At 40.5% G+C, this 14,276-nt stretch carries 9 protein-coding genes and 1 tRNA gene; 7 read left to right on the forward strand and 3 right to left on the reverse strand.

Annotated elements, in window-relative coordinates:
- The first annotated feature begins 35 nt into the window (after positions 1-35).
- On the forward strand, positions 36-665 hold the full coding sequence (locus I6G50_RS09855) for a Firmicu-CTERM sorting domain-containing protein (RefSeq protein WP_197908713.1): 630 nt from the start codon (positions 36-38) through the stop codon (positions 663-665).
- Between the two features lie 593 nt (positions 666-1,258).
- Here I6G50_RS09855 and I6G50_RS09860 read toward each other — a convergent pair.
- Positions 1,259-1,331, reverse strand: a tRNA-Thr gene (locus I6G50_RS09860).
- A 110-nt stretch (positions 1,332-1,441) separates the two neighbouring features.
- On the opposite strand from I6G50_RS09860, the gene radA reads away from it, so the two are divergent.
- The 4 genes from radA to ald all read left to right on the forward strand — a co-directional run bounded on the left by radA (position 1,442) and on the right by ald (position 5,984).
- Positions 1,442-2,803 carry a DNA repair protein RadA gene (radA, locus tag I6G50_RS09865; protein WP_042753005.1) on the forward strand — a complete coding sequence of 454 codons (1,362 nt, stop codon included), beginning with the start codon at positions 1,442-1,444 and terminating at the stop codon, positions 2,801-2,803.
- 131 nt (positions 2,804-2,934) lie between these two features.
- Complete coding sequence (locus I6G50_RS09870; RefSeq protein WP_081165475.1) at positions 2,935-4,008, forward strand: PIN/TRAM domain-containing protein; 1,074 nt, start codon at positions 2,935-2,937, stop codon at positions 4,006-4,008.
- 40 nt (positions 4,009-4,048) lie between these two features.
- On the forward strand, positions 4,049-4,678 hold the full coding sequence (locus I6G50_RS09875) for a pyridoxamine 5'-phosphate oxidase family protein (RefSeq protein ID WP_197908714.1): 630 nt from the start codon (positions 4,049-4,051) through the stop codon (positions 4,676-4,678).
- Positions 4,679-4,862: 184 nt separating this feature from the next.
- Complete coding sequence (gene ald / locus I6G50_RS09880; protein ID WP_197908715.1) at positions 4,863-5,984, forward strand: alanine dehydrogenase; 1,122 nt, start codon at positions 4,863-4,865, stop codon at positions 5,982-5,984.
- Between the two features lie 26 nt (positions 5,985-6,010).
- Here the strand turns inward: ald and I6G50_RS09885 are convergent, their stop codons facing one another.
- Positions 6,011-6,505, reverse strand: a complete 495-nt coding sequence (locus I6G50_RS09885; protein WP_003134427.1) for a GNAT family N-acetyltransferase — start codon at positions 6,503-6,505, stop codon at positions 6,011-6,013.
- Positions 6,506-6,653: 148 nt separating this feature from the next.
- Between I6G50_RS09885 and gltX the strand changes: the two genes are divergently transcribed.
- Positions 6,654-8,093 (forward strand): glutamate--tRNA ligase, encoded by a 1,440-nt coding sequence (gene gltX / locus I6G50_RS09890; protein WP_197908716.1) that lies wholly within the window; start codon positions 6,654-6,656, stop codon positions 8,091-8,093.
- Between the two features lie 61 nt (positions 8,094-8,154).
- On the opposite strand, the gene I6G50_RS09895 is transcribed toward gltX, so the two are convergent.
- Positions 8,155-9,096 carry a zinc-dependent alcohol dehydrogenase family protein gene (locus tag I6G50_RS09895; RefSeq protein ID WP_197908717.1) on the reverse strand — a complete coding sequence of 314 codons (942 nt, stop codon included), beginning with the start codon at positions 9,094-9,096 and terminating at the stop codon, positions 8,155-8,157.
- 213 nt (positions 9,097-9,309) lie between these two features.
- Between I6G50_RS09895 and I6G50_RS09900 the strand changes: the two genes are divergently transcribed.
- Positions 9,310-14,274, forward strand: coding sequence for a vWA domain-containing protein (locus I6G50_RS09900; protein ID WP_197908718.1), 4,965 nt, complete (start codon positions 9,310-9,312; stop codon positions 14,272-14,274).
- Positions 14,275-14,276: the final 2 nt, after the last annotated feature.

Below are 14,276 nucleotides of genomic sequence, written 5' to 3' on the forward strand. Positions count from 1 at the left end.
GTTCACGAGATTATAACATCGCAATAGATGGTAACATGTCTGATTGGCAGGATAAGCCTAAAACAGTTATTACCCCTTATGATAGTATTTATAATAATCATGAGGTTTCACTTCTTTCAGATGACAGTAACGTATATTTTTATGTGCAGATGGCTAAAGCTGGAGGTAACAATACGATGATTACTTCTGAGTATATCTTAGACATAGGCGATACAGAATTTGCGATATTGATGCCGGATATTAATAATCCTTATTCAGGATTGCCAATCACAAACGATACCTTAAAAATTGGAGAAAGTATGGCTATAGGGGTTGCAGCACAGTTACGTAAGGGAAGTAGTACAATCATACCTTCTCAGTATACCGTGCTCAATGATGCAAATGTGAAAGCCTATATAACGAGAACGCCTAATGATGATTCCTTTGTTGACGAAATGGAGATTCAAATTCCTTTCAGTACCTTAGGAATTGAAAACTCTACAAGTCAAACGATTAGTTTATCTAATCCCAATTTAGGAACTCAAGAAGCTACTATTTCAGGTGGAAGTACAGGGCCGATAGTATTAGCAGTCGTCGCTCTATTTCTTGCTGGTTTAGGTTATATGTATAAAGTGAAGAATAAACCAAATCTTTTTGCCAAAGTTTGGAGAAGAAGCGGAAAATAACTTCTACTTGTTTGCACAAAAACAGAAAATCTGACAGACAAGTAAGCAGTTAAAATAAAATCGGGGAATATTAAGGGTGAGTCAAGTCTCGCCCTTATTTTTTGTATAGAGAAGAAAGTATAGAAGATCAAAAAGAATGTCAGAAAAGCCTTTGAGGGAATGTGATATAATCTATTTATTCATATACTACATTTTTATCGTATTGTCATAGAAATGCGGAAAAATGTTTACAAAAAAAACAAGCTGTCAGTGAAGTTGCAATTTATGCTGAAGGAACCCCTTATTTTGCCCAAGAATAAGTTTTTGAAATTTCTACTCAAGTTATACATGAAATATTTTTTTCAGGCAATCGTTCAGATACACATAAGAGGAGTTGCAAAGCATTTTGAAATAATTATTGACTATGCAGTAGTCTTAGGTTATGTTATATAGAAGAAAACATAACCTAGATACCCCATCTCTATATGTTATAATCTTACTATAGGCCTTGGTTTGGTGAGTTTAAAAACGTATCCAAGGTCAAGGCAAACAGAACCATCCATAAAAAAAGAAAAAAGCCCTCCAAGGGCTTTATAAAAGATTTAAAACATGAATGCCACTGAATGGAATCGAACCATCGACCTCCACCTTACCATGGTGTTGCTCTACCTACTGAGCTACAGCGGCTAATTTTAATACTCCAGTTTATAATCTCATAAGCTAGAGTTAAACAATAATAATTTTAACAAAAATATACATAAAAGTCTATAAAAATAAGTAAAAGTGAGGACATAAAAATAGCTAAGAAAAAATCAACATTTCTCTGTCAAGAGTGTGGCTACAAATCTGTCAAAAAACTGGGACGGTGTCCCAACTGTGGTGCTTGGGGTTCCTTTGTCGAAGAAGTTGCGGTGCAGGAAGTTAAAAATCAGAGAGTAAGTCTTACGGGTGAGCATTCAAAACCGATGAAGCTTGATCAAGTTGAGCTTTTTGATACGCCTCGCGTGGAGACTGATTTGGGTGAATTTAATAGAGTATTGGGCGGAGGTGTTGTGCCCGGGAGCTTGGTACTCATCGGAGGAGATCCCGGAATCGGTAAATCCACGCTTTTACTCCAAGTCTCAACGCAACTGGCTTCTCGAGGACGGGTCCTCTATGTAAGTGGTGAAGAGTCCGCTCAACAAATTAAGCTTCGCGCAGAACGTTTGGGCGATATTGACACGGATTTCTATCTTTATGCGGAAACAAATATGCAAAGTATTCGCAATGAGGTTGAACGCTTGCAACCCGATTTTTTGATTGTTGACTCGATTCAAACAATCATGACACCTGAAATTCAAAGCACACAAGGTTCAGTGAGCCAAGTCCGTGAAGTCACGGGAGAACTCATGCAGCTGGCTAAAACAAATGATATTGCAACCTTTATTGTTGGACATGTGACAAAAGAAGGGCAGCTTGCAGGGCCTCGAATGTTAGAGCATATGGTAGATACTGTGTTGTATTTTGAGGGAGAACGACAAAATACTTTTCGGATTTTACGCGCTGTTAAAAATCGTTTTGGTTCGACGAATGAAATAGGGATTTTTGAAATGCAGGGCACAGGTTTAGTCGAAGTAACCAATCCCAGTGAGGTCTTTTTAGAAGAACGGTTGGAAGGTTCCACAGGTTCAGCCATCGTTTGTGCACTAGAAGGAACACGTCCGATTTTAGTTGAGATACAGGCCTTGACAACACCTACCATGTTTGGAAATGCTAAAAGAACGACTTCTGGTTTGGACTTCAATCGCGTAAGTTTGATTATGGCGGTACTTGAAAAACGTGCAGGCTTTCTTTTACAGCAACAAGATGCCTATTTAAAATCAGCAGGGGGTGTTAAACTGGATGAGCCTGCTATTGACTTAGCTGTAGCAATTGCGATTGCTTCAAGCTACAAAGAAGAGCCCACAGATGCGCGTGAGTGTTTTATTGGTGAAATTGGCCTTACTGGGGAGATACGTCGTGTAACGCGTATGGAACAGCGTTTAAATGAAGCCAGTAAGTTAGGATTTAAAAAAGTTTATGCGCCTAAAAATAGTTTGGCGGGTGTCGATATCCCAGATAATTTAAAAGTTATTGGTGTAACGACTCTGTCAGAATGTTTGAAAAAAGTATTTGGATAAAAAAGAGCTTTGTGGGATAAGAAGTCATAATCGCAATAAGACAAACCAGTATCTTATTGTGATGTGTGATATAATTAACACAGAGCTTTTTTATTTATAAAAAATAAGGTTACGTATAGAAAGGAAGTCTTATGCGTCGTTGGATAATTCATGTTCTCATGGGTATTGTTGGTGCCTCTTTGGGTATCACAACTCTCCCATGGGTTTGGCATCTCTTTGGACAAGAGAAAAATGCTTTTAATCAGGAAATTGTAAATGGTTTAATTGGAGCAATTATTTTTGTTATTCTTTCATTTTTTATGTCCAATTTACTGATGAGAGGCTTGAGAAAACTTGACCAAAAAATCACTAGAGTTAATATTTCAAAAATGGTCTTCAATTTTATTGGTGCCATTTTAGGCTTAACTGTTGGTGTCTTACTGACAATTCCCTTATCATTATTAGGGGTGCCTGTACTCAGCAATATTATTTCGTTTGTGGTAATTATTGGTCTCCTCTATTTGGGTTACACCGTCTTTGACAAGCGAGGCGATGAGATCTTTAAGACAGTTTTTCGCAAGCGCAAAGAAGTTGCAGTCGACAAAGCCGCTGCTAAAGAAGAAAAAGTGCCACAGCACGCGATGCTTTTGGATACCAGCTCAGTCATTGATGGGCGTATATTGGATGTGCTTAAGACAGGATTTATTAGTGATAAAGTTATTGTCCCTAATTTTGTTTTATTAGAATTGCAGCTGATTTCGGATAGTGCTGACCCCCTTAAGCGTGCTAAAGGGCGTCGAGGTCTCGATTTAGTGAATTCCTTGAAAGAATTTGAGAATGTCGAGATTTCAATGAAGGATTATAAAGATATCCGCGAAGTTGATACTAAACTGTTGCGCTATGCGAGTGAAATTGGTGCCAAATTAGTCACTAATGATTTCAACCTCAATAAAGTGGCAGAAATTCAAGGTGTCATTGTCTTGAATATTAATGACTTGGCAAATGCAGTGAAAACACAGCTCGTCGTTGGCGAACAAATCGAAGTAACTATTATACGTGAAGGATCTGAGCGCCAACAAGGTGTAGCTTATCTTCCAGATGGCACGATGATTGTTATTGAAGACACAGCTAAGATGATTGACAAAAAAGTCTTAGTGGAGGTTGCCAAAGTTCTACAAACCAGTGCAGGCCGTATGATTTTTGCTGAGCTCGTTAATTCAAAATAAGTAACAAAATAATTCATTAAGAGAGGGACCTAGAAAAACAATGTATCTCAAGCGATTTGTGCAACTTTTTCTGATTTATGTATTAGCAGCTTTAGTTTTAATAGGAATTTTTGCTACTGATTTTTTACAGAATAAAACCTTGACTTTTCTTGTCGCCCTTTTAATTTCTTATGCTGTATTGACTCTGCCCTTGGTCTTACTAACTGTACTGAAGAGTAACAAAAAAGCCAATATTGTTGGCGGGAAACATCAAGCTGGAGAAGTGAGTCGTATACTCAAACGACTTCCTGGTTATCTCGCTTTGACTTGTCAGTCAACAGATGGAAAATCCTCTACTACTATCATGAGTTTTGTTCAATCTGCTAATGAAGAGAATATCTGGTATATGGTAGCTGATAAAAAAGCTAGTAAAGTGCGGAGTATACAAGAAAACCCACAAGTTTCATTGACGACATGGTTTGATAACTTGGAAAAAGGGGAGCGCCTATCTACTAACCATGTTACTGCAGAAGTTTTACAAGGAGAACTTGCAAAAAAACTTGTTAAACAAGAAAGTAGTATACTTGACCTCCATGAAAATGCAACAAATATGGCAATAATCAAGCTTACCATACATTCATTAGTACATGAAAATTTTAAAGATGAAGCCCGAATCATAGATTTTAATTGAAGTCTAAGGCTTCTTTTTTTGTTACTTTTGTAGATAAAATACGTATAAGTTTATAGTTGCAATAAAACTTTAGAAATGTTATTCTAATTGTAAAAGCGGTTACATTTTCGCTTTTGAGGCATAAATGGGTTAAATAAAAAGGGGAATAAACCCCAGAACATATATCTATATGGAGGATAAAATTATGAAAATAGGTGTTCCAACTGAAATCAAAAAGCATGAATATCGTGTAGGACTTGCACCAGAATTTGCAGCCGCTTATGTTGCTGCAGGACATGATGTTTATATCCAAAAAGGAGCAGGTGAAGGTTCTTCTTACCCTGATGAACTCTATACGGCTGTGGGTTGTAATATCTTGCCAACCGCCGAGGATATTTATGCGACAGCAGAGATGATTATTAAGGTTAAAGAACCACTTGAACCAGAATACTCATTGATGCGTGAGGGACAGATTTTTTACACCTATTTCCATTTAGCGGCAGATAAAGCTTTGACCGAAGCAGTGCTGGAAAAGAAGATTGTAGCCATTGCTTATGAAACCATTCGTGATCGCAATGGTGCCCTTCCAGCTCTAAAACCAATGTCAGAGATTGCTGGTCGTTTATCTGTACAAGAGGGAGCGAAATATTTGGAGCGTCCTTTTGGTGGCCGTGGTGTTTTACTTGGTGGTGTAACAGGGGTGCTTCCTGCCAACGTTCTCGTTTTGGGTGGTGCAGGAGTAGTTGGACGTAACGCTGTCGCTATGGCAGTAGGGATGCATGCCAATGTTACGGCAGTAGATGTGAACTTGGATGCTTTGACAGAGCTGGATAAGCTTTATGAAGGACGTGTAAATACAGTTTACAGTACAGATCATACAGTAAAAGAACTTATCTCAAAAGCGGATCTTGTGATTGGTGCTGCTCTTATCCCCGGTGCTGCAACGCCCCAACTTATTCGCCGTGAACACTTGCCTTTGATGAAGAAGGGAGCGGTTATCGTTGACGTGGCTATTGACCAAGGTGGAACTTGCCAAAGCTCACACGTCACGTATCATGACAATCCTGTTTTTGAAGAAGAAGGTGTGATTCACTATTGTGTCGGAAATATGCCAGGTGCAGTACCTGTAACTTCTACAGCAGCCTTAAATAATGCAACATTGGCAAATGGCTTAGCTATAGCGAACAAAGGGTATAAAGAAGCTCTGAAAGCTAATCCAGGACTAAAAGAAGGCCTTAATGCAGATCAGGGTAAACTGACATGCAAACCTGTCGCTGATTTATACAACATGGTTTACACTGAAGTTGACACAGTGATTAACAAATAAAAAAAGCGCTGCTACAGCAGCGTTTTTTATAATGGAAGAACCATGTTGTACCATGTTTCTCCTGCAAGTTGTGAGTCAGAAATTCCTTTAGAAACAAAACCATAGCGTTCATAATAAGGAATAAGGCTTTCTACACAAGTAAGGCTGATACCTTGACGGCTTTCCTCAGCTGTAGCTTCCTTCATTAAATCCAGAAGTGAAGTAGCAATACCAAGTCCTTGGTATTCACTATCTACAGCTAGGCTGACGATAATTTGAAAGCGGTCTGTAGGAAGACTAGCTTCTGTTTTCTCAAACATATCGTCTGTCAGATAACATTTGTCAGAAGTCGGGCCTACAAGCATACCGACCACTCGACCTTCTTCATTACGAGCCACAAAAAAGCGCTCAGGAATGACTTGGATACGTTCTAACATTGAAGCGCGTGAGAGAACTTCGTCCGCAGGGAAAGAAGTTTCCTCGATGTGCATCACATCATCAATGTCTGTGATTTTTACTTTGTCATATGTAATTTTAGTCATATCTTTATTTTAACATGCAGGTTGACATCGAGTCAAGGAAGCCTCTTATATTTCTTTAATTACAGTATGATTTAATAATGACTCACTGTTAGAAACATTACTCATAATATGATAAAATAAGAAGGATCGAAACTAACAGGAGAAAACTATGTCTAATAACATTCGAGTGCGTTATGCACCATCACCAACAGGCCTCTTACATATCGGTAATGCTCGTACAGCACTTTTTAACTATCTCTTTGCACGTCACTATGATGGAGATTTCATCATTCGTATCGAAGATACGGACCGTGAGCGTCATGTTGAAGATGGAGAGCGTTCACAACTTGAAAACTTGCGTTGGTTGGGTATTGACTGGGATGAAAGCCCAGAAACACATGAAAACTACCGTCAGTCAGAACGTTTGAGCCTTTATCAAAAATATATTGATCAACTTTTAACTGAAGGGAAAGCATACTACTCGTATAAAACACCGGAAGAGCTTGAAGCTGATCATGAGGCGCAAGAAGCAGCAGGAGTTGCACCGCATTACGTAAATGAATATGCGGGTATGTCAGAAGCAGAAAAAGAAGCTTATATCGAAGACCGTAAAGCACAAGGAATCACACCTGTTGTGCGTATTTCTGTGAATGAAACAGCCGTTTACAAATGGACAGATATGGTTAAAGGCGACATTGAATTTGAGGGTGGCAATATCGGTGGCGACTGGGTTATCCAAAAACGTGATGGCTACCCAACTTACAACTTTGCTGTTGTTGTAGATGACCATGATATGCAAATCTCACACGTTATTCGAGGGGATGACCATATTGCCAACACACCAAAACAATTAATGGTGTATGAAGCCTTAGGATGGGAAGCACCTGTATTTGGTCATATGACGTTAATTATTAACTCTGAAACGGGTAAAAAGTTGTCTAAACGAGACACAAATACGCTTCAATTTATCGAAGATTACCGTAAAAAAGGGTTCATGGCTGACGCTATTTTCAACTTTATTGCCCTCTTAGGTTGGAATCCTGGTGGGGAAAAAGAAAAGTTCAGTCCAGAAGAGTTAATTTCCCTTTTTGATGAGAAACGTTTGAGCAAATCTCCAGCTGCCTTTGACCAAAAGAAATTGGAGTGGATGGATAATGAATACATTAAGCATGCCGAATTTGCCCCTGTATTTGAATTAACAAAACCTTTCCTTGAAGAAGCTGGACGTCTGGATGAGCGTGCTGAAGAGTTGGTGAAACTCTACAAACCACAAATGAAATATGCTGAAGAAATTCTTGAATTAACAGACCTCTTCTTTGGTGATTTCCCAGAATTGACTGAAGAAGCACGTCAAATGATGGAGCTAGAGACTTCACCAGTAGCTGTTGCAGCTTTCCGTGAAAAGTTGTCAAACTTAGAAGATTTCACTACTGAAAATATTTTCCCGCTTTTCAAAGAAACACAAAAAGAAACAGGTGTTAAAGGAAAAAATCTCTGGATGCCTATTCGTATTGCCGCTTCTGGTAGCATGCACGGGCCAGAATTACCGGAAACTATCGCCCTCTTAGGTAAGGAAAAAGTACTGGAACATATGGCAAAATTCTTGTAAGAATAAATAAAAAAACAGATAGAGTCACTTTATATTAAGTAGACTATCTGTTTTTTTTACGCTATTTTTGCGTAAAGTCGACGATAAGCTTATTCTTTGAAGGTTTATCCAATTTAGTAACTAATTTATCGAAGGGCACAAGAGTAATCTCCTGATTGATGACTAATTGCTTATTAGTGACCAGTTGTTCCAACATCTGCATTTTTTCCTGCCACTCCTGTACACTAAGTTTGGTATACCAGTGACGCAGATGGAAAATACCAGTTTCTATGGGTAAGCTTGAGATTTTCGCCCAGTCTACTTGTTTACCAGAAAGGAGACCGAGTGCCTGAAATTTCCCACCCGGACGAACACAAGCTGCTAAATCATTACCAGCCTCACCTCCAACGCAATCAATAGCAGCATCAACTTCTAAGCCGATCAAATCTGTCCGCACCTCTCGGGCACCCAGTAGACGTAACTTTTCGTGCTTTTTCCTGTCTCGTGTGATGGCAACCAGATCGAAGCCTATAACTTTTGAAAGCTGAGCAAAGACCTGGCCTATGGAAGAGGCTGCTGCATTGATAGCGAGCTTTTCACCAGGTTCTAGTCTTAGCACCTCTGTACAAAGAAGCAGAGCCGTTAAAGGATTAATATAAAGTTGACTGGCAGACAGCAAATCGAAAGATTCTGGGATGAAATAAGCATGATCTATCGGGCATTTGACGAAAAACTGCCAGGTTCCTTCGCCATGCAAAGGTAAAACGTGTTGCCCAATAAGTTTTTGGGAAAGAGCATCGCCAACCTCAATAATCCTCCCTACACCTTCATATCCCGCAACCGAGGGAAGTTTGATTCGATGAGCATAGGCTCCTTTAATAGGAATCAAGTCGGAAGGGTTGACGGGAGCATAGATCATTTTCACAAGGATTTCGTGATCTTGTAAACTTGGTTTACAGCTTTCTTTTATCTTTAGGACTTGATGAGGTTGCCCAAATGCCTCATATATTAAACTTTTATTCATAGTTTGATTATAGCAAATAAATATATACTATCCAGAGAGATGAGGAGTGTACAAAAATATTTAACCTTTCCAAGAGCTATTACCTGTGTGTAATAACATTTTGACGAACTTTAAATTTGTGTTAAAATTACATTGTGTAATATATGCAATAGATTAAAATATTTAATTTGTGTTTTATAAATATTGCTTAAATATTAAAAGGAGTAGGTCAAAATGAAAGGTAAAGAATTGTACAAAGGAATACGTTTGTTCATGATTATTTCCCTTGTAATACAAGCACTGTTTCCAGTGTTAAGTATTGCAGATACCTTAGAGAAGGAAAAAAATCCCTCACGCATACATTTAAGTGAGGCTTCTTGGGAAGACGAAAAGAAGACGCACCTTGTTATTGACGGAGAGATACTAAAAGGGAATTTCGAAGAAGAGAACTCTGAAACGATAGAGCTTGAAGGAGCTGAGTTTATAAATATAGACCAGCAAGCACAACTATCAGATATAACCGACGGCCACTATAGCCTGAAGGATGATAAAATTTTCTTAACCCTAGGTAAAGAAAGTCAAGGCAAACTCTCGCTGAGACTTCAAGTAGTTAAAGACTCTTTGGTGGATGGGAAGGAAATAAAAGTCACGCTTGGAGATCAAGTTTTGATTGTTCCTATAAAAATAGAAAAATCAGATGAAGCAAGCACTAATGCTGAGGAAACATCTGTGTCTGAAAAGAAAACAGGAACATTAACCGATAAAGAGAGAGGTTTGAACTTAGGTTCAACACAATTTTTACCCAATGCGCAAAGTTTTCCTTGGACTATCGTAGAAAACAGCAAAAGTTCTGATCCAAATACTGATGGGTTAGCAGATATGGGATTCTCGGACGTGCCAGGTGCGCATGATGGGCGGATTTGGACAGATAAGACTGTTCGTCATCATCTAGGAAGTCTATCTGAAGATCAGTTTGAAGTGACACTTTCAGCTTTGGCGCAGAGTGCTCCGGCTCGTGCAGGTTATCAGATTCCTGCAGATACTGTATTTACTATTGATGTTTCTGGTAGTATGACACGTGTCGACTCACCGGGGGGACGTTCACGTATTGCACTTCTTGTTGATGCTATTAACGAAGCTATAGATATCTTACAAGATGCTAACCCTCTCAACCGCGTAGCCGTGGTGGCTTATGGAGGAGCAACTGGAGGCTATGCCCGAGTGGAAAATGTTCTTTCATTAGGACGTTACGATTCTACGAATGGTTCTTTCTTTACCATGGGAACATCTTCCCGAGTCAATGTAGTGGCAAAGCCAGTCCCAAATTCTGGAGGGCAAGTGAAAGCTGATCGCCTCTCTGTCACTGGTTCAACACCGACCCAGTGGGGGATAAGAGAAGCGAGTCGTATTTTAGAACAAGTTTCCGATCGTTTAGTGGAAGTTCCCGTAACCGATGAAGATGGAAATCCAGAAGCACCTGTCACTGTAGGTCCAAATGGAGGTCAAATCGTAGCTTCAACTGGTGATTTCTATGGCGATGGAAGTTATGGTGAACAAGGACTAGCAGTGATGACCGCCCTGACCGCAGCTTATCGGGAAAGAACAGTTTTTAATCACTTCTTCCCCCAAGGGCAGGTTCAAGGCACTGCTCCGACTCAACCAGGCGCAGATGTCGGTTTCTTTAGTATTAGCTTAGGCGTCCAAGCAACTGCTGCAGCGCAGAACTTGATCAGCGCAACCTTGAATCCTATAGCTGCCAATACAAGTCTAGTGGGACCAAATATCCGTCATCAGATGGGAATGAGCGGCACTACAGCTGGGCCAACTTCGGCAACTCCTACCATGGCCACTCTTTTTAATAACTTTGTAAATAACGGTTCAACAGGTAATTTTCAAGCACAGTTTAGACAAGGCATTAGTAATTACCAATGGAATAATGCTAAGAGTACAGTCAATATTACTAATAACGCACCTATAACTCTAACAGCCTCTAATATCGCCTACGCAGATGAGTTTTTCAAAGCAGATGACTTACAGACTTTGCGGGATGCGTTTATTTCTATCACTAATAATATTCAAAACACAAGTAATTCTAACATTGTAGATGGATCGGGTGATGCGAGTGATTTGGGAGCGGGGAGAGTGGACTTTTCGGATGTCTTAGGAAAATATATGGCATTTGATGGGCTAACCAACATTGAATTCCCAGCTCCATCAGGTGGAACATTTACCTATAATATTGCTGATGTAGATGCACACCGTGAGGAGTTCATTAAAACATTAACATCCCAAATCCGTTATCCTGAACCTTCGGTCGACTTTATCAGTGATACAGATGCGGCACAAATATTGGATAACCGCCCAGGTGGGATTATCACTTATTATACGGATACAGATGGCCGTTATCTAGGGGTTGATGCAAGTCTCGAAGCAACAGCCGCAACAAAAGTTGCACTTTACCCTGTCTGGGGTGCGGTCGAAAGTCAAGCCACCGGCACATCTGCAAATGTGAGTGGGTTACTCTTTAGTGTTTATACTGCCCTGCGTGATATCACCTTCCGCTCAGACTATGGGACAGGCAAGACAGGTGAGCGTCTTCTACAAACACAGGATCAATTTGTTCATTGGAGTATTCCTCAGAATCTTCTGCCTGAGCGTACGGTGCGAGAGGACGGAACGATTACAGGGAATACATCACCTGTGCGGGCAAGATTTAATGTTAGCTTAGATGAAGAAAGAGTGGAAGCTGATCTTCGAGCAGGCGGAGGTGCCATGCCGACGTCCTTCTACTCAAATTTTTGGGAACAAGAAAATAATGACTCTTTTGTTACTTTTGAGCCATCAAAAGCCAACCCTTTCTTTAACTTTGATGGGGACAGAGTGATAACTAAAACAGAAAATACTACAGCGACAGATGCACATGTGAGTATCCAAAATAGCACAGCGGATCCAACAGATCCTGCAGGACGCATTGTTGTGAACTTATTAGGAAACAATGGAACTTTTGCCTTAGAGTACAAAGGGCAAATAAGACTCGAAAAAGAGTTTATCTTCCTTGATGCAGATGGTAACCGCGTCAATCCCGACGGGGAAATACCTACTGGAGTACAGTTAGAGCCGTTAAAATTTGAGATAAAAACACCGTCTGGGGAGATTCGCACAGTCGATTTTGATCCTCACGCTTTTGTACTCGAAAACGGCAGATATAGCTTTAACTTACCAGAAGATCTTCCGCCTGGCACTTATGAAGTGACGGAGATTGGTGGAGATGTCACTACACCGGGTTATACACATGTTCCCGGGCAAAAGACTCAAAGCGTGTCTTTAGCGCCTGGTTCGACAGCAACCGCTAGTTTTGTTAACTTGTATGTGGCGCCAGCACCTATCTTACCTTCACTCAGAATCATCAAGTTCTTCCATGGTCTCCCTAACGGGGTCTATCCGGAAAACTTTGAAATCTTAGTAGAAGGACCTGTGGGAGTTAATCCTCAACCAGGGAGTCCAGGTGTGTGGACAGAAAATACAACCAGTGGGCGTTGGGAGACCCGCCTCAACCTCAATGAAGCTATTTCTGGGACAGCCTTTCTTGACATTGAACAGGGTACTTATACGATTACAGAGCTGAATGCTGATAATCTAGTAAACCAAGACTACCTCTTTTCAGGCAACTCATGGAGTTATAGAGAAACAGGCCATGGAGGCAACTCAGGTCAAGGCAGTGGGACAGGACCTGTGGATGTAACGATAAGAGGAGCAGAAGATGATGTCATTTTCCGATTTGACAACTTCTATGAACAGCTGGGTTCATTTGCGCTAACAAAGACTTTTGAAGGCCTGCCACTTGATCGGATTCCAGAGAACTTCTATATTGCAGTGACGAATGAAAACAATGAAGAAGTCGGACGGATCTCGAAAGCGGATATTCTTAGTGATGATACCACGCTTCAGGTGGAAAAATTACCACCAGGGCTTTATACCATCACCGAACATAACTATAAGGTAGAAGGCTGGGAGCATATTAGTACAGCTACCATTGATGGCACCCCACTCGCTGGCACGGGAGATCCACTTCAGTATAACTTTTATATTTCTGGTGGAGGAGCCAACAACAATATTGCAATCAATATGAATAATCGTTACAATCGACCGCCTGTTACGCCTCCCCTACCACCTATTTACCCCCTTCAGCTGATTAAAGTTGATCAATACGGCCATCGAGTTGCCAAGGCTCAATTTGAATTACAGTTTTATGATACCTCAGCAAATGAGTGGAAAACCATTGTGGAAGGGTTAGAGTCCGATAAAAATGGCCTCGTAAACTATGTTGTTACTGAACCAGGACGCTATCGTTTCCATGAAACACAAGCACCTTCAGGATATGAAATAGCGGAAAATCCTTATAGTGAAGAACGCACAGTAGTAGATGGCAATACAGGTCTTATCCGCTTTGGAGAGATGGAAAATAGACTTATTGAGCGCATTCAGATTAGAAAAACAGATGCAGCTAACAAACCTTTGGCTGGAGCAGTTTTTAAAGTTGAATTGAGAAACAACGGTTCATGGGAGACTATTGCTGAAGGTCTGACATCTGGAGCCGATGGTCTCGTGACACATACTGTGGAAAAGGACGGTCTCTATCGTTTTATTGAAACTCAGGCACCGACAGGCTTTGTACTTGATGAAAGCCCACGTGAAGTTAAGGTAAATGCAGGTGAAACTGGGCAAAGTACATTCTTTGCTGGAGATATGGTTAACCACAGAGCAGGGCCCGAAAAGCCAGAAACTCCTTCCTATGCCTTACAACTGCTTAAGGTAAATGAAGCCAATGACCCTCTTTCTGGTGCAGTCTTTAAACTAGAAATGTATAATGAAAGTACAGAAACATGGGAAATCGTATCAGAAAACTTAAGTTCAGATAGCAATGGACGTGTTACAGCGAATGTTCCAAAAGTAGCGCGTTACCGTTTCGTCGAAACATCGGCTCCAGAAGGGTATATTTTGGATGCTACACCTATCGAAACCACGCTGGAAGAGGGAGCTACAGGTGTAATAGATGCAGGAAAACTGGTTAATAAATCAAGAGATGGTTTACCATCTACCGGAGAAAATCTGGGGCTGTGGCTCGTGGCGCTAGGCTTACTTTCACTTTTGGTAGCAGGCTTTGCTGTCTCACAAAAAAGGAAGAGGAATAAGAGATAAGA

The organism is Lactococcus garvieae (assembly GCF_016027715.1).
Taxonomy (GTDB): domain Bacteria; phylum Bacillota; class Bacilli; order Lactobacillales; family Streptococcaceae; genus Lactococcus; species Lactococcus garvieae_A.

Excerpts from the sequence above, each read along its gene's own strand:
- I6G50_RS09895 (WP_197908717.1), bottom strand. The coding sequence starts at position 9,096 with ATGAATAAAAGTTTAATATATGAGGCATTTGGGCAACCTCATCAAGTC.
- I6G50_RS09875 (WP_197908714.1), top strand. The coding sequence starts at position 4,049 with ATGTATCTCAAGCGATTTGTGCAACTTTTTCTGATTTATGTATTAGCA.
- I6G50_RS09900 (WP_197908718.1), top strand. The coding sequence starts at position 9,310 with ATGAAAGGTAAAGAATTGTACAAAGGAATACGTTTGTTCATGATTATT.
- I6G50_RS09855 (WP_197908713.1), top strand. The coding sequence starts at position 36 with ATGTCTGATTGGCAGGATAAGCCTAAAACAGTTATTACCCCTTATGAT.
- gltX (WP_197908716.1), top strand. The coding sequence starts at position 6,654 with ATGTCTAATAACATTCGAGTGCGTTATGCACCATCACCAACAGGCCTC.
- I6G50_RS09870 (WP_081165475.1), top strand. The coding sequence starts at position 2,935 with ATGCGTCGTTGGATAATTCATGTTCTCATGGGTATTGTTGGTGCCTCT.
- I6G50_RS09885 (WP_003134427.1), bottom strand. The coding sequence starts at position 6,505 with ATGACTAAAATTACATATGACAAAGTAAAAATCACAGACATTGATGAT.
- ald (WP_197908715.1), top strand. The coding sequence starts at position 4,863 with ATGAAAATAGGTGTTCCAACTGAAATCAAAAAGCATGAATATCGTGTA.